16 protein-coding genes and 2 pseudogenes are annotated in these 17,929 nt (G+C 36.5%); 12 read left to right on the top strand and 6 right to left on the bottom strand.

The genetic code is table 11. The annotated features are described in order from the left end of the window. The first annotated feature begins 3 nt into the window (after positions 1-3). From H3Z85_17165 to H3Z85_17155, 3 genes and pseudogenes are all read left to right on the top strand, one after another. A pseudogene (locus H3Z85_17165) lies at positions 4-614 on the top strand (response regulator transcription factor). Between the two features lie 128 nt (positions 615-742). Next, positions 743-1,945: an MFS transporter gene (locus tag H3Z85_17160; protein QPQ51066.1), complete on the top strand. Its 1,203-nt coding sequence runs from the start codon at positions 743-745 to the stop codon at positions 1,943-1,945. 195 nt (positions 1,946-2,140) lie between these two features. Then, a complete protein-coding gene (locus tag H3Z85_17155; GenBank protein QPQ51065.1) occupies positions 2,141-2,554 on the top strand; it encodes a hypothetical protein in 414 nt (137 codons plus the stop codon). 261 nt (positions 2,555-2,815) lie between these two features. On the opposite strand, the gene H3Z85_17150 is transcribed toward H3Z85_17155, so the two are convergent. The 4 genes from H3Z85_17150 to H3Z85_17135 all read right to left on the bottom strand — a co-directional run bounded on the left by H3Z85_17150 (position 2,816) and on the right by H3Z85_17135 (position 8,080). Continuing rightward, the gene (locus H3Z85_17150; GenBank protein ID QPQ53931.1) at positions 2,816-3,193 is read right to left on the bottom strand and encodes a hypothetical protein; all 378 of its coding nucleotides are present in this window, start codon (positions 3,191-3,193) and stop codon (positions 2,816-2,818) included. A 345-nt stretch (positions 3,194-3,538) separates the two neighbouring features. Continuing rightward, on the bottom strand, positions 3,539-4,996 hold the full coding sequence (locus H3Z85_17145) for a hypothetical protein (protein ID QPQ51064.1): 1,458 nt from the start codon (positions 4,994-4,996) through the stop codon (positions 3,539-3,541). Between the two features lie 285 nt (positions 4,997-5,281). Then, a complete protein-coding gene (locus tag H3Z85_17140) occupies positions 5,282-6,784 on the bottom strand; it encodes a beta-lactamase family protein (GenBank protein ID QPQ51063.1) in 1,503 nt (500 codons plus the stop codon). Between the two features lie 258 nt (positions 6,785-7,042). Continuing rightward, positions 7,043-8,080, bottom strand: coding sequence for an AraC family transcriptional regulator (locus tag H3Z85_17135; GenBank protein ID QPQ51062.1), 1,038 nt, complete (start codon positions 8,078-8,080; stop codon positions 7,043-7,045). A gap of 184 nt (positions 8,081-8,264) precedes the next feature. On the opposite strand from H3Z85_17135, the gene H3Z85_17130 reads away from it, so the two are divergent. The 3 genes from H3Z85_17130 to H3Z85_17120 all read left to right on the top strand — a co-directional run bounded on the left by H3Z85_17130 (position 8,265) and on the right by H3Z85_17120 (position 9,961). Next, on the top strand, positions 8,265-8,864 hold the full coding sequence (locus H3Z85_17130) for a Crp/Fnr family transcriptional regulator (protein ID QPQ51061.1): 600 nt from the start codon (positions 8,265-8,267) through the stop codon (positions 8,862-8,864). Between the two features lie 64 nt (positions 8,865-8,928). Next, complete coding sequence (locus tag H3Z85_17125; GenBank protein ID QPQ51060.1) at positions 8,929-9,549, top strand: hypothetical protein; 621 nt, start codon at positions 8,929-8,931, stop codon at positions 9,547-9,549. A gap of 10 nt (positions 9,550-9,559) precedes the next feature. After that, positions 9,560-9,961, top strand: a complete 402-nt coding sequence (locus H3Z85_17120) for a DoxX family protein (protein ID QPQ51059.1) — start codon at positions 9,560-9,562, stop codon at positions 9,959-9,961. Positions 9,962-10,089: 128 nt separating this feature from the next. Here the strand turns inward: H3Z85_17120 and H3Z85_17115 are convergent, their stop codons facing one another. After that, positions 10,090-11,052 carry a helix-turn-helix transcriptional regulator gene (locus H3Z85_17115; protein ID QPQ53930.1) on the bottom strand — a complete coding sequence of 321 codons (963 nt, stop codon included), beginning with the start codon at positions 11,050-11,052 and terminating at the stop codon, positions 10,090-10,092. 92 nt (positions 11,053-11,144) lie between these two features. Between H3Z85_17115 and H3Z85_17110 the strand changes: the two genes are divergently transcribed. Further along, entirely contained in the window at positions 11,145-12,263 is a 1,119-nt protein-coding gene (locus H3Z85_17110) for an FAD-dependent monooxygenase (GenBank protein ID QPQ51058.1), read from the top strand. A gap of 73 nt (positions 12,264-12,336) precedes the next feature. Continuing rightward, positions 12,337-13,248: a PhzF family isomerase gene (locus H3Z85_17105; GenBank protein QPQ51057.1), complete on the top strand. Its 912-nt coding sequence runs from the start codon at positions 12,337-12,339 to the stop codon at positions 13,246-13,248. On the opposite strand, the gene H3Z85_17100 is transcribed toward H3Z85_17105, so the two are convergent. Continuing rightward, positions 13,245-14,114, bottom strand: coding sequence for an AraC family transcriptional regulator (locus H3Z85_17100; protein ID QPQ51056.1), 870 nt, complete (start codon positions 14,112-14,114; stop codon positions 13,245-13,247). The genes H3Z85_17105 and H3Z85_17100 overlap by 4 nt on opposite strands. Before the next feature lie 312 nt (positions 14,115-14,426). Between H3Z85_17100 and moaA the strand changes: the two genes are divergently transcribed. From moaA to H3Z85_17080, 4 genes and pseudogenes are all read left to right on the top strand, one after another. Continuing rightward, positions 14,427-15,413 carry a GTP 3',8-cyclase MoaA gene (gene moaA, locus H3Z85_17095; GenBank protein QPQ51055.1) on the top strand — a complete coding sequence of 329 codons (987 nt, stop codon included), beginning with the start codon at positions 14,427-14,429 and terminating at the stop codon, positions 15,411-15,413. Positions 15,414-15,415: 2 nt separating this feature from the next. Beyond that, a pseudogene (locus H3Z85_17090) lies at positions 15,416-16,617 on the top strand (molybdopterin molybdotransferase MoeA). 244 nt (positions 16,618-16,861) lie between these two features. Next, a complete protein-coding gene (gene moaC, locus H3Z85_17085; GenBank protein QPQ51054.1) occupies positions 16,862-17,338 on the top strand; it encodes a cyclic pyranopterin monophosphate synthase MoaC in 477 nt (158 codons plus the stop codon). Next, positions 17,319-17,924 (top strand): NTP transferase domain-containing protein, encoded by a 606-nt coding sequence (locus tag H3Z85_17080; protein ID QPQ51053.1) that lies wholly within the window; start codon positions 17,319-17,321, stop codon positions 17,922-17,924. The genes moaC and H3Z85_17080 overlap by 20 nt, the downstream gene beginning before the upstream one ends. Positions 17,925-17,929 lie beyond the last annotated feature (5 nt).

The following is a 17,929-nucleotide window of genomic DNA, read 5'->3' as shown; positions in this document are numbered from 1 at the left end:
TCTATGAACGAAAGAATATTAATAGCAGATGATCATTACGTAGTACGGGCAGGAACAGCCCTGGTTCTGGAATCAGCATACCCGAAATTATCAATAGATTTTGCCGAAAACTATGACCAGGTAAAAAAGATGTTGGGGACACATCAGTATGGTCTTCTTATTTTAGATATTGATATGCCCGGGACTCGGTATAAAAAGATGATTTCTGAGCTTAAAAACATCCAAAAAGGGCTAAAAATCCTTGTCTTCTCTGGCTATGATAAGGATGTCGCCATACAATATATCCGGGAAGGTGCTGAAGGTTATCTCAATAAACAAAGCAGTGAAGAGGAAATAAAAAATGCCGTAAAGACGGTGATTGAAAAAGGATATTTTTATCCGGCAGAACTGATCGGGCTTATTATTCAGAATAAAAGAGACAACCCTGCGGAAAAATTATCTTCGAGGGAGTACGAGATTTTCAAACTTCTGGCAGATGGCTACGGAAACCTTGAAATAGCTAATAAACTCAACATCCAGATGTCAACCGTAAGTACTTACAAAAAAGGATCTTTCAGAAACTTGATGTCGGTAATATTGCAGAACTCATCAAAGTATACGAAATGATGCACTGATACTGACACTTACCATTATCAAAACCTATGAGAGCTATTGAAATAATGATTTTTAGATTCAGAAAATAATCAGGAAATTTACAGAAAATAAGATTCTATTAACCCAGCAAAGATCATTGCCAAAAATTATGAATGTACCTGAAAAAGCTGATCAGGGAAGCCGCCGTTTTCGAAATATAAAACTTTGTATTTTCTTTTCAGGACTTTCTGTATTTGCCCAGCTTTATCTCTTCCAGCCAATGTTACCTATGGCTGCTGATTACTTTAAAGTATCAGTGGGAGACACTTCTTTGCTGGTATCCTCCTCCACCATTGGTATGGCTTCAGGACTATTGTTTTTTGCTTTCAGGGCAGATAGTTATTCCAGAAAGGCCCTGATGACTTTTTCATTGATTTCGTCAGCCTTACTTACTATTATTTCTACATGGGTTCCAAGTTTAAGCCTGTTGATTGCTATTGGGATTTTTAAAGGATTCGTGGTATCAGGAGTTTCTGCAGTTGCATTAGCTTACCTTACTGAAGAAGTACATGCCGCAGTAATTGGGTCTGCCATCAGCATGTACCTGAGCGGAAATACCATCGGAGGAATGAGCGGAAGAATACTGGCCACCCTTTTAGCGGGAGAATTCGGATGGCGCAATGCAGTTTTACTGATCGGAATAGAAAGCCTGATTCTGGGCCTTATCTTCTGGAAACTGTTTCCCGACTCAAAATTCTTCAATCCCCAGAAAACCGATTACCATCTCAAGGTAAAACAGATGAAGTTTTTCCTGACCAATCCGTATATGCTTCGTCTGTATCTCATTGCAGCTTTACTAATGGGTGTATTTGTAAGTGTTTATAATTATCTGACTTTCAGATTAGAGGAAAAACCATTTTCTTTAAGCCACTTTATCATTGCATTTATATTCCTGATGTATATATTCGGGGTCTTTGGAACTATGATAGTAGGGAAACTTTCTAAGAGATTTCCTATGAATACCATCCTCAAAGGTTCTATTCTCTTCATGCTTGCAGGAGCCATGCTCCTGTTGTCTGAAAATATTTACATCCTCATTTTTGGACTGGGATTGTTTACGCTTTCATTTTTTGCAGCTCACACTATGGCCAGCCAGATGACGGCTCTCTATGCCAAGCGGGGAAAATCTTCCGCAACATCTATTTACTGGCTTTTTTATTACTTTGGATCCAGTATTCTGGGAAGTGGCACAGGATATCTTTTGCATGCTTACTCCTGGAATGTCTTCATTGCTGTGCTTGTATGTTCTGTCGCTATTGCCCTTGTACTGGCAACGGCCAATACCGGTTTACAACAAAAAAGAGTTTCCTGATACCACACAGATACCACATGAAAATTACAGTGAAATCTCACCAAAAGGTGATCGTTACTGAGTTTTAACATAACGTTAATGTTTTCTATTATAAAATTAACCTAATCTTCACTAAAACACCGTCATAGACTACGATGCAAGGCATACTATTTGCTTAGTAACAAGAATACTATCATCACTAAAAATCAAAATATCATGGACGTAGCAGATCTTAAAATCAAAAACTTAGTCGAGTACAAAAATCAGATTTATACGATCACTGAAATCTTTCAGAGTATAGAGCAGGCTTATTTTGTTAAAATTGAAAATGATATTCATCGTATCTCAGTTCCGGCAGATATGATCAAACCAATTAAAATAACTGAAGAATGGCTTGAAAAACTCGGTTTTTCACGAATCTACAGTTCAGATCAAAGAATACGATATGAAAGACCGGAATCATTCATAAAATACGATATAGATCTCAGTTCAAGAAAAATTCTGGAAGGTCTGAAGATATATGGTAACGCTATAAAGTGCAGGTATATTCACGAGTTTCAAAATATATTTTCGTGTTTATTCGGAAAAGAGCCCGCGGTACAATATGGTTACCTAAAAACTGAATCGTAGTTAAATAGTTCTTAGTTATTGCAGAAAACCACAACTTAGCAGATAGGTTGTGGTTTTCTTTTACTTTATAAATTCCATAATGGCTCCTGTTAAAGAGCTTATATAAAAATTCCATTTGTACGTCAGGCAAAATAGAATGAACCCTATTTTGGGCATCCGTCAAAAAAAATAAGGGCTGTCTACCCGAGACAACCCTTTCTTATTATATGAAATCAAAACAATGTTCTGAAACTTATAAATTTTGCTTTGCTTATTATGTTCCTAGCTTTTAAAAACTGTTTTATTGGCCAGTTTAAGAGTATAAGCTTTTTTAACTTTTGTCAATGTATATTTTCCTTTCTTGTATACAGTTGCTTTTTTCGAAGCTAGCTTATCAAGGATAAGACTTCCATTGGATTCCGGCAGAAACAATTCTGCCTTTTGTCCATCTTCACTGAATATTATAGTAGCATTAGAGGTATATGATTTCTTATTATCTACTTCTTTAAGTTGTACACTTTGTTCGAAAAGACGTACACAATCATTTTTGATCACTGAGAATGTATAACCTGCCGAACCTTTACATCCATGTTTATCAGAATCTCCACCTTTTGGTGTAAGCTGAGCTGAAGCACCTGATGAGAACAATACAATGGCCATTGCCGTAACTAATAACTTTGCGTTTTTCATATTTTTTTAATGTATTAATAAATTTTTATTTCATTGAAAAAGCTCACTCTATCCTTGCTGGATTATAGATTTATGGTGCGCTATCTTTCATTTTTCACGATTGCAATCCTTATGATAAATATAACATTTTTTCTTGTACAGGAAAGGTAATCATTATGTATCTCACAATCATTTTTTTTAAATGTATAGAGCTGCTCCTTTGTTTTAATTTTGCAAATTTCAAAAATTTATGACCAATACCAGCATTATCCCCTACTACATACCTACCACATTTGATACTTCTCCTGTAAAAAGTTTATCTATTTAAAATTAATCCTATAATGAATCAAAGAAAATAAACAATTCCTGATCACTCGGAACATCAAGCTTTTTTCTTAAACGATGCTTTTTTTGCTGTACAGATTTATGCTGAATAAAAGTATATTCTGCAATTTCTTTTGAAGTAAAATTAAGTTTGATCATCGCACAAAATGCAAGCTCTGATGCCCCTAATTTCGGATTAATTTCAAGGAGTTTCGGGCAAAAATCAGGATAAATTTCCTGAAATCTCGTTAAAAAAGTAGAGTCATTCTTTTTTGCTAAGCTCACCAGCTCATCAAACGAATCATTGATTTTACTTTTCAGGGAAAGTGCTTCACTTTTAAGTTGATTTTTCCGTTGTCTCAATGATCTGTTGTGCCTGTACAAAAGGATAAAAATGATGATACATAAAACAATAATAATGCAGATATAAAGATAAAGTTTCTTTGTAAAGCCATGCGATTCTTCTTCTTTATCACTGAGCATGTGATCGACTGAGATATTAATGGCTTCGTTCTGAACATTTTCCAGATCTGCCTTTTCTTCTCTATACAGTTGTCTGGCCGCGGCTTCTTTTTCCGGCTCGTTCAGCATTTTATAGGTATTGGCTATAGCTTCGTAAGCGCGTGGGATATTGTATAATCTGTTTGTTTTATTATAATTATCCAATGCCTTACTGTAATAGGTTAAAGCAGTCTGATAATCTTTCTTTTCGTAATAGTAATCTCCATAGGTAAGATACACAAACCCGCTTTGAGCATTTACTTTTCCGGTATTAATGATTCTATCAGATGATTTCTGAAGGTAGATCAGGGTGGAATCCAGTCTTTTGGTATATAATAAATGGTGCTTGGCTAATAATGTATTCAGCAGAACTCCCTGACTGTCTAGCCTTTTCCCCTTTTGTAAATATATATAGGCTGAATCAACTTTATTGGCTTTGTAGAGAAAGTCTGCCCTGTTGGCATACAGCCTATACAAATAGTATTTTTTTATATCACTGTCTGCAACACTTTTCAGATAATACAAGCCTTTAGCGTTAAACTCCAAGGCACTTTTATATAAACCAATGACACCATTCAATTGGGCATGTTCCTGATAAAGCCTGGCCTTTAACACAGGATTACTTAACGTTTTCATTTCTTTCTCTGCCATGGACAGGTACGACAATCCCCTTTTGTAGTTCCCGATAGTTGCAGAGATATTGGAAATATTAATATAGCAAAGGATAATCCCCTCTCTGTAATTTTTTTCTTCAGCGATATTCAAATAATCTTTATTAAGCCTCACCAGGTTTTCATACTCTCCCTGAATACGAAGTGATTCTGTTTTTTTTAGCAATAAACTGTCAAACTTACTGGGAGAGAAGGGTTTCTGTCCATACATTACTGTACAGAAAAGACATACATGAAGTATGAAAACATTATAAACTGAATGATATATTTTCTTTAATTGAGCGGGAAGGGGGAACATGTTTTAGTATTTTTTATCGGTAAGTATTTTTAAAATTTCAAATCATTTATCTGTGTTTTACGATTATTGAATTGCAAGCATCAAATTTCAGTATTGCATTACAAATAGCATTCCAATTCTAAAAAACAAACATTTCTTACTGATACAGAAGGACATGCAATCCATTATAAACGTTAAAAAAATATTAAAAGGATTGAAAATGTCGTAAAAAGGAAGGTTATCTTAGCTTAAGATAACCTCATTTATTAAAAAAGTAACAGTATATTTTGATGCTGACAACCTATATCATTGACTTATTCTTTTAAATTTAATATGATAAAGACTTCCTCCGGACAGTAAGAACCCGGTGATCTTATTATTTTTATCATAAGTAAAATCGAGTTGGCCAAAAAATGACTTGTAGGAATACAACTTTTTTAAGCTTGAAAAATATAACCGGACGTCCGGATTGATAGGATGTTTGGCTATTAATTTATTGTTTTCAACCACCAATTGATAGATCGTATTGAATTCTTCATTTCTGTAAAACCCTTCATAAGCATTGAGATTGATTTTACTTTCATCTAATTGTTTCAGCATTACTTTTTTGCAGTTGAATGTAAAATCTCCGATCTTCAGGATCATCGATTCGGGATGAAAGGTAATACGGCTGGTTGCAATAGCCGGAATTCCAAACTGCTTGTCACCTATGTCGGTAAAAGGTGTTTTATCTTCACGGAGGAATAGATTTTTTCCGTCTGTCAGCACATTGAGATAATTACCGGGATTTAATTCATAGGTTCCTTCAAATTTTTTCAATTCTGCTGAAGAATAAATTCTTTTTTGAGGTAAAGGAGATGAAACTTCCTGATTACCGAGAAATACATCTACCAATTGATACGCAATGGAGAAACCGTGGAATACACTCCTGTTTCCTGCAAGTACAATTGACAAATGATAGGCAGGAATATGCAATATATAAGATCTGTAACCTGCTGTTCCTCCACCGTGAAATACAATATCCAGTCCCTTATATGTGCCGGTTTGCAGTCCCAGCCCATACTCTACTTTTTCACCTGTATTCAACAGGGTGTTTTGTTGCATTTTATTATAGGTTTCGCGGTTGCCGATGACTGGCTTTTGAAAGTTGACGGCCCATTTACAAAAATCGTCAAGAGTTGTATAAATATTGGAAGATCCATTTTCCATCTGTCCAAGGGGATATTTAGAAAAAACACTTCCCTTTTCTTTGTAAGATTCTGCTTTATTTGGAATAATTTTCTCAGAATCACCGATGACGTATGTATGATGCATTTTCAACGGTTCGAAAATATACTCTTTAAGAATCTCACTAAAATCCTTTTTATAAATCCGATGAAGGATTTCTGCCAGCAACATGAAACCGGTGTTGTTATATTTATATTCATCTCCGGGCTTAAAGTTTATGCTCTTAATAGCCAGAACCGTCTTTACCGCTTCCGTGTTGGTTACTCTAAATTCGTCCCGGAATCCCTGTAATTGTTTAATCCCCGTAAAATCAGGAAGTCCATGCGTATGATTGGCCAGTTGACGTATTGTGATTGAATACGGTAAGTGTTTCAACTCAGGCAGATAAATCCTTATGTCATCGCTGAACGACAATCTGCCTTCCTGCTCCGCTTTCATTGCCACAAATGCAGTAAACTGCTTTGAGACAGAAGCGATATTAAATGCTGTGGAATCCGTTACCGGCGTCTTATCCTCGAGGTTGGCAAGCCCATACGTTTTTTTATATATAATTTTTCCATCCCTTATAATTCCGATGGCCATTCCAGGAGCGTCTGCCTGAATATAATTGTTAATAATAGAATCAGCCTTCTGGATCTGATTTTTTTCTCATTTTGCCCTGAACAGATCATAGAATTCAGAGTGTAAAAAAAGACAAGTGTAAGTTTAAATATTGCTTTCATTCTTTAATTTTTAATAATGAAGCAAATCTGGAACTTTAAAATATTTTAAACATCCGACTCCATGAAGTCGAACTTTTTTCACTAAGAAAAATCAGTCCGACTTAAAATCGGACACGGGTTAAATCCTTGATTTTCTGTAATCTGTAGGGGTAAGTCCTGTTTCTTTTTTAAATGCTGTATAAAAGGAAGATTTTGAGTTGAAACCGACTCCATAGAGTATTTCCAGTACAGTCAACTGAGGTTGACTTTTCAGAAGAGATTTTGCATCATTAATTCTAAACTCATTGATAAAGTCAAAAAAATGTTTCCCTGTTTGCTGGTTAATCAGTGATGAAAGTTGTTTTTCCGGCAATTTAATTTGTTCCGCTAGTTTTTGCAAGGTAAGCTTATCATCGAGATATGGTTTTTCGGATTGCATAAAGCTTATCAGAATATGAAGCTCTTCAGTTTTTTCTCCAGGCTCACGTTCTGCCTTCAGAGGAACTAAATCCTTATTGATCCCTGCCAGCAAATTTGGACGATAAAGGGCTGTCATTACAAACCAACAGATTACAAATAAAACAAACAGGGATGAAAATGTATATAAGTATATGAAAACAGGATCGTTGGTCTTCACAAACCCTCTCAGCAACACAAAAAAATTTCCAATCAGAAAAAGAATGGTGGTTTGCAAAAGCCATCTATAAGTAAGGTGATAATCGCTGGAATAATTTTCCTGATATAATTTTTTAAAGCTTTTCAATGTAAGAAAGACAGCAATAATATAACTGTAATACTGAACAATAGAAATGATATCAAATGCCTGTTCACTTTGGTCTGAAACACCTGTAATACTGAAGATACAGAAAAAAAATAAAAATGGTATACCATGTAAAATATGATATTTTTTGAGTGTAAAATTATAATAACATGCTGCATTAACATACAAATAGTACAGAGGCATCTGCAAAAGAATACTGGAGATCTTGAATGCTTTAACAACTTTATGATCAGGGGTGTTCAGAAAAAACCCGGAAAGATCTACTAAAGAGATCAGCAAAAAGGAAGCAAATAAATAATTGGGTAATTTTCTTTTGGTCTTTGCTGTTATCATAAAAACACTTAGCAGCAAAAACAAGAAAGCAATTATTTTACCTAAATCATTTATTAATGCCATAATTTTCACTTTGATTATCACAAAAATACAAATTAAAATTTCTGTTTGATCTGTTTACTTTTTATTAAAACCCTATATATTTTTTACAAAACCAGTCGGTTTCAAGCCATAATATTTGTCTAAATTTGTCTCTTCATTATTTACGGTGTATTGCGGTACATCAGTAGAATTTAAGATTTTCATTATGGATACGGATACAATCATTTTACAGCTCATAACGCATATCAGAGAAATAGTCAATGTACATGAATCTGATATTGATTTTATCACCTCCAAATTAGAAATAGTACAGCTTAAAAAGAAGGATTTTTTACTTCGGGAAGGGCAAGTGTCCAGACACATGCGTTTCATTGCTCAAGGAAGTTTGTTTGCATATCATACAGATGAGAAGGGCAAAGAAAACATTACACAGCTTGGCATAGAAAACTGGTGGGTCAATGATTTGTACAGCTATCTCAGCGAATTGCCTTCCAGAATGTTTATCAGATCCAATGAAGATACTACGATCATACAAATCAGTAAAAACAATCTTGAATTGTTGTATAAAGAAGTTCCTACTATCTCCGAATTCTGGAGGCTGAAAATGCAAAACGCTTATGTTACCTTACAGGAAAGGACTTTTGAGCATTCCAGGGTCGATGCTTATACAAAATACAGAACTTTTGTAAGTACTTATCGTAATATTGAACAACGCTTTCCACAATATATGATTGCTTCTTATCTTGGAATTACGGTAGAATACCTCAGTTATTTAAGAAAAAAGCACCTGTCAGACGTTTCTTAAGATATCTTAAGTTTATTCCGTTCCGGCCTGGATAATTTTGCTCACAGATTTAAATGAGTGAAATATGAAGGCTAAATTCATCGCTATAACAGCACTTGCAGCAGTCTCATCCGGATTGTCTGCACAAAAAATTTCTTATACCCCCGATATTGTAATAGGACACCGTTCCTATACCTATTTGCATCATATCAATTATCAATTGAATGACCGGTTGAAATTGAACAATCTTACTCTATTCGACACTGAATATACAAAAGATAAGGAGAATATATTTTTTATAAGAAATACACTTGCCTATAATCTTAGCAAGAGGTTTATTGTCAATGCTGCCTTCGGAATGAAAAACCCGGGAGCATTCTTTAGCGCTTATCTACAATATAAAATTACACATTCCACCTACTCTTTTTCTTACTCCGTAGGAACCACCTACCAAAAAGGATTTTCTCTTGAACAATCGGTTTCATTTGAGTACACCCCGTATCTGAAAGACAATCTTCAGGGGTACTTCAGTGTTCTCGCAATAGGAAATCTTGATCATAGCGGCTACCCGAGAGGTTTGCAATTTGTACGGTTGGGAATCAAGCAAGATAAAATGATGTACGGACTTGCTTCCAATTTTGACCAGTTTAATAATGGAAAAAAGACCCTTGAAAATATCGGGGCATTTGTAAAATACAACTTTTAAATAAATAGAAATGAAAAAAAACATTGATTTAGGAATGCTGATAAGCAGAATAGCGATTGGGTTTCCCATGTCGGTTTATGGAATTAATAAATTGATCCACGGAGTTGGCTTTATTGAAAATATGATGACGATGCACGGTCTTCCTTCATTCTTTGCTTATGGAGTTTTCGCCGGTGAAATTATAGCTCCGGTCATGCTTATCATAGGCTTCAGAACCCGTTTTGCAGGGTTGATTTTTGCTGCCAACTGTTTTACGGCAACCATTCTGGCCCAGACCGGTAATCTGTTTAAACTTAACGATTTTGGAGGCTGGGCTCTGGAGCTTTTGGTCATCTATATGCTTATAAGCTTAAGTTTTTTTTTTACAGGGGCCGGAAAATATGCTGTTTCCACCAATAACAAGTGGGACTGATATTTTATAGAATCATCTGAATATTCTTTTTTAATTGCCACTAATGCACGAATAAAATGATTGTGGATTAACGTCGGAAAAACAAATAATAAAAATTCGTGCATTCGTGGCCAATCAAGAACATTCATTTATTGGATCATTGAGTATTGTTTAGGTTTCATTCCCGTGTGTTCGTTAAAGACCTTTGAAAAGTGGCTTAAATTGGTAAATCCCAACCTATATCCTACCTCTGAAACAGAATATTTTTTATCCCTCAGCAGAAAGGCAGCTTCCTTCATTCTGAATTCCTGGTAATAACTGAAAATACTATTGCCAAAAATCTGTCTGAACAAACGTTTCAGCTTTGTGGGACTCATTCCTGACTCAAATGCCAGATCACTGATGACAGGAGGAACTTCAAGGCGTTGAAGTATTTTCTCCTTGACTTTATACAAAGTTTCAATATCCTTCGTGTTTAATGGATAAACCTTTTTTTCATCCCGTTTTTCCAATTCAATCAACAACCTGCAAATCAATTCTTCAGCTTTTACCCTTAATAAAAACAGTTTGAAAGGTTCTTCTGTTTCATCTGAAATAATATCCTCTACCACATGTTGCAGTGCAGGATAAATCAATTGTTCAAAAAGGAACGGCTGGGTATTTCTCAAAAGGCTTTGCAATACCGGTGACTGGTCTGCGGTAGGAAACAAACCACTCAAATATTCTGCATCAATCTCTATAGTAATGGTTTCCGTATTGCTGTGAATTGAAATAACCTCATCGGTATTAATCCGGCTGGTGCCTATTAAAACGGAAGGCAGTTCTGATCTATAATTTCCCTCCTGTAGTCTTTCAGTACCGCGGAATACATTCTGAAACTTAAAAAACAACATCTTACGGACTGGATCAAAATCTTTGTTTTCAATACTAATATCCGTCTTCAGCTCATAATTACTGATCAGCATCTGAATGTGTCTGTTAAAAATAAATCCTGAGCAGTAACCATTGCCGAACTTCGCAGGGATTTCCAATGTCCTGTGTTTTATTTTCGCTCCCAATAAACTGGCAAACTCTGTTAAAACTACCGGAACGGTGTGGTCATCTTTTTCCATAAAGTCTTTTACAGCTATTTTTATATCCAATATAGTTATTTTATTTCTAAAATATCACAGAATTTTGTATCAACATGTAACAACCTACAACGATGATATTAAAAGATAAAAAAGTTGCTATAATCGGAGGAGGTCCGGTTGGGCTTACCATGGCCAGATTACTTCAACAGCAAAATGCTGACGTTCTCGTTTACGAAAGAGATAAAGACCAATACGCGAGAATTTTCGGGGGAACATTGGACCTTCATAAAGATTCGGGGCAGAAAGCTTTACTGCAAGCCGGACTGCTTGAAACCTACTATCAAATGGCAGTTCCTATGGGAGCAACCATTACCGACCAACACCTTAACATTTTATTTACCAAAAAAATCACTCCCGAAAATCAATTTGACAATCCTGAAATCAACAGAAATACCTTAAGAAAAATGCTTCTGGACAGTTTATCTGAAAACACCGTTGTCTGGGACCGGAAATGTACTGATCTCGAAGTTCATGACAAAAAATGGATAATGTCTTTTGAAAATGGGACACAGTCTGCCGCAGATCTTATCATCATCGCCAATGGAGGAATGTCGGGAATAAGAAAGTACGTGACGGACACTCAGGTGGAAGATACCGGAACCCTTATCATCCAGGGCGATATTCCCGAGCCAGAAAAAGATTGTCCGGAATTTTATAAAGTATGCAATGGTAACCGGTTGATGACCGCTTATCAGGGTAACCTGATCGTCATTAATCCTGATAATAACGGTGCACTCACTTATGGTATCATTTTTAAAAATTCCGGGGATTACAGATTCAATGCCCACGATACTCAAAGCATAGGTGAGTTTCTTTGCGAAAAATTTTCCGATTGGCATCACCTGTATCTTGACTTATTCCGGGCCACATCATCATTCTGGAGTTTACCAACAAGAAAATTACCTTTGAATACACCCTGGAAAGACAATCGCCCCTTGCCTATCACCCTTATAGGAGACGCAGCCCATCTGATGCCTCCGTTTGCCGGCCAGGGAGTCAATATCGGATTGGTTGACGCTTTGACATTATCTGACAATTTAACTGACGGGAAGTTTATTTCTCTGCATGAAGCTATTTATGATTACGAACAACAAATGTTTATCTACGCTACTGCAGCCCAGTTTTCATCATCAAAAAACGAAATAGAAATGCGGCAAACTGATTTTTCTTTCCGGAAGTTCATATCTTAAAGTATATATTTTCCTTTGCAGAGGATATTTCGTACCGTATTTATCTCTATCTTTACTTTGAACTTAATCCCCTATGATGAAGGAAGTAATTGTTTATCAGATTGATTCTTTTACGAAAGAAAAATTCAAAGGAAACCCTGCAGGAGTAGTATTAAATGCTGAAAATCTGACCACTGAAGAAATGCAGCTTATTGCCAGAGAACTTAATAATTCGGAAACGGCATTTATCTTTACACCTGATGTTCCGGAAAATGACTTCGACTATCACGTGCGATATTTTACTCCCACTGTAGAAGTTCCTATCTGCGGGCATGCTACTATTGGGGCCCTTTATGCAAAGGCGGTAGAAGATCAATTGGATTCCTGTACGATCAGGATCAATACTCAGGTTGGCATTTTGCCTATCTCTATTGACAAAAAGGATAATGATTACCAAATCACAATGACCCAGGGAAGTTTTCTTCTGGGCCCAGCTTTTGACCTGTCAACTACGCAAAATATTGCACAGGCACTGGGAATATCGACAGATGACCTGGATGAAAAATGCCCGATGCAAATTGCTTCTACAGGGCATTCAAAAGTTATGATCGGAATCAAAAGCAGAAAGACTTTAAACCAACTTAACCCGGACATGGCTTCTTTAATAGAACTCAGTAAGGAAATTGGATGCAACGGATATTTCGTGTTTACTTTTGATTCTGATGATAAAGACGTATTCATCTGTGGAAGAATGTTTGCTCCGGCAATAGGAATTTCGGAAGATCCTGTAACAGGTAATGCCAATGGGCCATTGGGAGGTTATCTTATTCACAATAAAATCATAGAAGTATCCGGTGACACTTTTGAATTTACAGGTGAGCAAGGTGAGGCTATTAACCGTGTTGGAAAAGTCCATGTTAAGGTCAGTATAAAAAACAGTAAGCCTGATATCATTCAAATTACAGGAAATGCTGTAAGCGTATTCAGGACGATAATTTCTATTTAAAACTCCCCTTCTCTAGCAGTATTTTCGAGTTTTTTCCGATAGGCTTTTGGAGTACAGCCTGTTTTTACCCTAAAAAGATAAGAGAAATGGGAAAAATTCTGGAATCCCAATTCAAAAGCGATCTCTTTAATGGATTTGTCAGAACTGTGGAGTAAATTTTTAGCTTCCAGAATAATTCTTTCTTTAATAAATTCCAATGGCGATATGCCATGCTGTTTTCTACAGATCACACCAAGATAATTAGGCGTAATGCACAATTCCTTGGCATAAAAAGCTACATTCTTCTGAGTTTTAAAGTTTTTGTCAACCAGCATATGAAAACGAAAAGCAAGGTTATCAGGTGTATTCAACGCTTTATTCCCGTAAGCATGTTCTACCCATAAATTAATAATGAGAGCCAAAAGGCGCACTCTTGCATTGATAAGCTCCGGAAAAACATTATCTGCAAGAATTTCTTTCCGGATTGCATTAAATTCCAGGCTAAATCTGTAATAAGTTTCCTTATCGGGCTTTATCATTTCATACTTGCTGTAGGAAGAAAAAGTAAATTTAAGGGTAGGAGAAAATGTTTTCAATACAGAGTCTTTGATAATCAGCCTTCTTCCTTTTGTATGGGGAGGTAAATCCCACTTATAATCTCTTTTGGGAAGATGAATAAATAACTGCTGATCCTCCAGATCATATTTTCCCAAACCTGTATGACACTTCCCATGATCACATTGATCAATTAAAATGATCGTAAACGAATTGTCAGGAAAAAAGTTGAGTGATTCAGCATTGATCTCATCCTGAAAAACAACATCTATTCCTTTATTATATACCTCTTCTACTGAGGTTTTATTGATCAGTGTTTTATCTATTATCATATATGTTTGACTACAGCCCTTTATATTCTATACCAATTTATGAAATATCCGGTAAATAATTAGCGCCTGCAAATATACACAGTCCCGCCCTCTTATGAATATCCGAAACCGTGACATGAATATCATCTTTTAACACAAAATATCATGAATTATAATCTAAAAATGAATTCAACACCTACAAAAAAAGAGATTAACCGATCATTATCAGTCACTTACAACCATCCCATCCATAACCATCATTCAGTACTGAGTTTTTTGGGTTATGGCCAAAACAATAAGTATATTTGTATAGGGTTCATATTTCCCGTCCTTATGTTAACAGATAAATTCGGAAGACATATTAATTATCTCAGACTGGCTGTCGTTGACCGCTGCAACCTCCGTTGTACCTACTGTATGCCGGAAAGCGGCCTTTCATGGATCAAACAACGCGAATTGATGACCGATGAAGAAATGCTCAGAATATGCTCAGTTTTCGCAATGCTTGGGGTTGATAAGATCAGAATAACCGGTGGAGAACCGTTTGTACGCAAAAACTGCATTAGCCTCATTGAAAAAATATCACAACTTGAAGGGCTTACCGACCTAAGTTTAACAACCAACGGGCTGCTTACTGAGCAATATATCCCTCAACTCAAACAATTCGGGATACAATCGGTTAATCTCAGCCTTGATACACTGAATGAAGAACGTTTTTTCAGGATTACCCGCCGAAAAAGCTATGATAAGGTCATGAAGACCCTGGATAGCTTATTAAAACACCATATTAAAGTAAAAATTAATACAGTGGTCATGGAAGGGAAGAATACTGAAGATATTATTCCTCTGGCTGAGCTTACGAAAGATCTTCCGGTAGATGTTCGTTTTATTGAAGAAATGCCTTTCAATGGTGATGATACCGAAATATCTCTGAAGTGGAATTATCCCCAAATTTACAGTCATATCAAAAGTTGCTTCCCGGAAATCGAAAAAATACAGGATCCGCAAAGCTCAACGGCATATCATTATAAAATACCCGGATTCTCAGGAAATATAGGGATCATTGCCGCCTACACCCGCTCCTTCTGCGGAGATTGTAACCGGATCAGGATTACTCCTTCGGGACTGCTCAGAAACTGCCTGTATGAAGGGGGTGGTATCAATTTAAAAGATGAAATCCGCTCAGGAAAAACAGATGAGGAGCTTAAAAATATAATTATCAACAATATACACAAAAAGCCAAAAGACGGATGGGAAGCTGAGAAACTGAATTCCGGCAATTCATCTGTTCATCAGTCTATGGCCACAATAGGAGGATAAGCATGGAAATGATCACCGTACAACAAGCTGAAGACCTTATCCTTTCCGAAACACAGGATTTTGGAAACGAAAGTATCTTTTATGGAAATACCTTAGGAAGAGTCCTGGCAGAAGATCTCTCTGCAGATCGTGATTTACCGCCATTCGACAGACCCACGGTAGACGGAATTGCCATCCTTTATGATGCCTACGAAAAGGGCCACCGTTCTTTTTCAGTTAAGGCCGTACAATCTGCCGGAGAACCTTCTATTTCTATTGATTCGGAAGGGCAATGTATTGAAATTATGACCGGAGCCGCTTTGGACCACTCTGTTGATACGGTTGTGCGTTATGAAGATATTTCAATACAGAACGGTATTGCGACAATCAATACCGATATTAATAAGGGACAGAATATTCACGTGAAAGGTAAAGACAAAAAGAAGGAGCAATTCTGGTCACAGCCAATCAGGTCATTAGTCCTGCAATCATTGGAATTGCCGCATCTGTTGGCAAAACTACCCTATCCGTAAAAAGACTTCCAAAAATAGTCATCATTTCCACCGGAGACGAAATGGTAAGTGCTGAGGCGAATCCTGGCCCATTTCAGTTAAGGCGTTCAAATGCTATCACGATAAGCTCCGCCTTACAAAAATATGGAGTTCAGGCGGATAGTCTCCACCTCAATGATGATTATGAGGAGATAAGAAAAGAAATTTCCCGCTGTATTCATGAATATGATGTTCTTCTGATGAGTGGTGGAGTTTCGATGGGAAAATTTGATTACCTGCCTGCGGTATGTGAAGAACTCGGAATAAAAAAACGCTTTCACAAAATTAAACAAAGACCCGGAAAACCCTTCTGGTTTGGTAAAAGTGAGGACAAAAAACTTATTTTTGCTTTTCCCGGAAATCCGGTCTCTGTATTTATGTGCCTTCACCGGTATTTTATTCCCTGGTTGGAAAAATCATTAAAAATTCCGGAAAATCCTTGTCAATGGGCTGTCTTGCATAACGATATAGAATTTAGTGTTCCTCTTCAATATTTCGCACAGGTAAAACTTAGGGTCAATGATTTAGGACAGCTCACTGCAGAATCAGTGAATACAAACGGATCCGGTGATTTCTCTCATCTGGCGGACACCGATGCTTTCATTGAATTGCCTCTGGAGCAAAATATTTTCAAAAAAGGTGATGTCTACAAAATATGGAGATACAATCTGTAAACTGAAGTGTCACAAATTAAAACGAAACATTGGTGTTTCTGACACCTTAAAACACTCGATGATAATGACAATACTGCTACGAATGCTCAAATTAAAATAAATCTCTTATTCGAAATCATTGATAAGCGTAGGAATAGTATTCGTGGATGAAGGGCAAATAAAAAGAAAAATACTTTAATCGAAAATAAAAATTATCAGGAATGCACGAATAAATGATTTTGTGCTGATGACAAAAACAAAATATATGTCAGAATTTACCCATCTTAATAAAAACGGTCAGCCTGCTATTGTAGATATCGGAGACAAAAAAGTTACCCGCAGAAAAGCAGTGGCACAAGCTATTATTTCTTTGCCTGATGCTGTTTTGGAGGCATTACAAAAAGACGACTTTACCACCAAAAAAGGTTCTGTTTTTCAGATCGCAATCATTGCCGGAATAATGGGAGCTAAAAAAACAAGTGAACTTATTCCTCTTTGCCATCCTATCGGGCTTGATCATTGTAATTTGCAGATAGAACTGAATGAAAATAATGAAATTGTTATTGAATGCTCCACAAACATTGAATCTAAAACAGGAGTAGAAATGGAAGCCCTCACCGGAGCTTCTGTAGCGGCCTTGACTATTTATGATATGTGTAAGGCATTGAGTCACGATATTGTGATCAAAGAGATTAAGTTAATAGAAAAAAGCGGCGGAAAAAATGATTTCAGAAGAGCATAAAATGATACCTCCACTCAACGGGCTGGTTCTCGCAGGTGGAAAAAGCAGCAGAATGGGAACCGCTAAAGATAAGCTAAACTGGCATGGTAAGGAACAGCGGTACTTTGCTGCCGATTTGCTAGCACCATTTTGTAATGAGGTTTTTATTTCCTGCAGGCAGGATCAGTTGGAAAATTTTGATTCGCACTACAATGCCCTTCCCGACACTTTTCTTAATATGGGCCCTTTTGGAGGTATTCTTTCGGCGTTAAGAGCTCAGAGAGATAAAGCATGGCTCGTTGTAGCCTGTGACCTCCCATTATTGGATAAGAAATCATTAGAATTTTTAATACAATCCAGAGATCCGGAAAAAGCAGCAACAACCTATGAAAGCCCGTTCGACGGATTGCCTGAGCCATTGATTACCATTTGGGAACCCAAAAGCTATCCATTGCTGTTGAATTTTCTTGGAACAGGAAATACATGCCCGAGAAAAGTTTTAATCAATAGTGATCCCTTAATTTTAAAACCGGAAAACCCTGATGCACTAATGAATGTAAATACTCCTGAAGAAGCTGTAAAAGCAAATGAAATTTTAAAAAAATAAATGTT

Origin of the sequence: Chryseobacterium indologenes (assembly GCA_016025055.1) — a bacterium.
Lineage (GTDB): Bacteria > Bacteroidota > Bacteroidia > Flavobacteriales > Weeksellaceae > Chryseobacterium > Chryseobacterium indologenes.
The sequence above is the reverse complement of the archived record's forward strand: the minus strand, read 5'-3'. Positions and strand labels throughout refer to the sequence as shown.

Excerpts from the sequence above, each read along its gene's own strand:
- H3Z85_17135 (QPQ51062.1), bottom strand. The coding sequence starts at position 8,080 with ATGGCATTAATAAATGATTTAGGTAAAATAATTGCTTTCTTGTTTTTG.
- H3Z85_17160 (QPQ51066.1), top strand. The coding sequence starts at position 743 with ATGAATGTACCTGAAAAAGCTGATCAGGGAAGCCGCCGTTTTCGAAAT.
- H3Z85_17150 (QPQ53931.1), bottom strand. The coding sequence starts at position 3,193 with ATGGCCATTGTATTGTTCTCATCAGGTGCTTCAGCTCAGCTTACACCA.
- H3Z85_17155 (QPQ51065.1), top strand. The coding sequence starts at position 2,141 with ATGGACGTAGCAGATCTTAAAATCAAAAACTTAGTCGAGTACAAAAAT.
- H3Z85_17130 (QPQ51061.1), top strand. The coding sequence starts at position 8,265 with ATGGATACGGATACAATCATTTTACAGCTCATAACGCATATCAGAGAA.
- H3Z85_17120 (QPQ51059.1), top strand. The coding sequence starts at position 9,560 with ATGAAAAAAAACATTGATTTAGGAATGCTGATAAGCAGAATAGCGATT.
- H3Z85_17110 (QPQ51058.1), top strand. The coding sequence starts at position 11,145 with ATGATATTAAAAGATAAAAAAGTTGCTATAATCGGAGGAGGTCCGGTT.
- H3Z85_17105 (QPQ51057.1), top strand. The coding sequence starts at position 12,337 with ATGATGAAGGAAGTAATTGTTTATCAGATTGATTCTTTTACGAAAGAA.
- H3Z85_17140 (QPQ51063.1), bottom strand. The coding sequence starts at position 6,784 with ATGGCCATCGGAATTATAAGGGATGGAAAAATTATATATAAAAAAACG.
- H3Z85_17125 (QPQ51060.1), top strand. The coding sequence starts at position 8,929 with ATGAAGGCTAAATTCATCGCTATAACAGCACTTGCAGCAGTCTCATCC.
- H3Z85_17100 (QPQ51056.1), bottom strand. The coding sequence starts at position 14,114 with ATGATAATAGATAAAACACTGATCAATAAAACCTCAGTAGAAGAGGTA.
- moaA (QPQ51055.1), top strand. The coding sequence starts at position 14,427 with ATGTTAACAGATAAATTCGGAAGACATATTAATTATCTCAGACTGGCT.
- H3Z85_17145 (QPQ51064.1), bottom strand. The coding sequence starts at position 4,996 with ATGTTCCCCCTTCCCGCTCAATTAAAGAAAATATATCATTCAGTTTAT.
- H3Z85_17080 (QPQ51053.1), top strand. The coding sequence starts at position 17,319 with ATGATTTCAGAAGAGCATAAAATGATACCTCCACTCAACGGGCTGGTT.
- moaC (QPQ51054.1), top strand. The coding sequence starts at position 16,862 with ATGTCAGAATTTACCCATCTTAATAAAAACGGTCAGCCTGCTATTGTA.
- H3Z85_17115 (QPQ53930.1), bottom strand. The coding sequence starts at position 11,052 with ATGGAAAAAGATGACCACACCGTTCCGGTAGTTTTAACAGAGTTTGCC.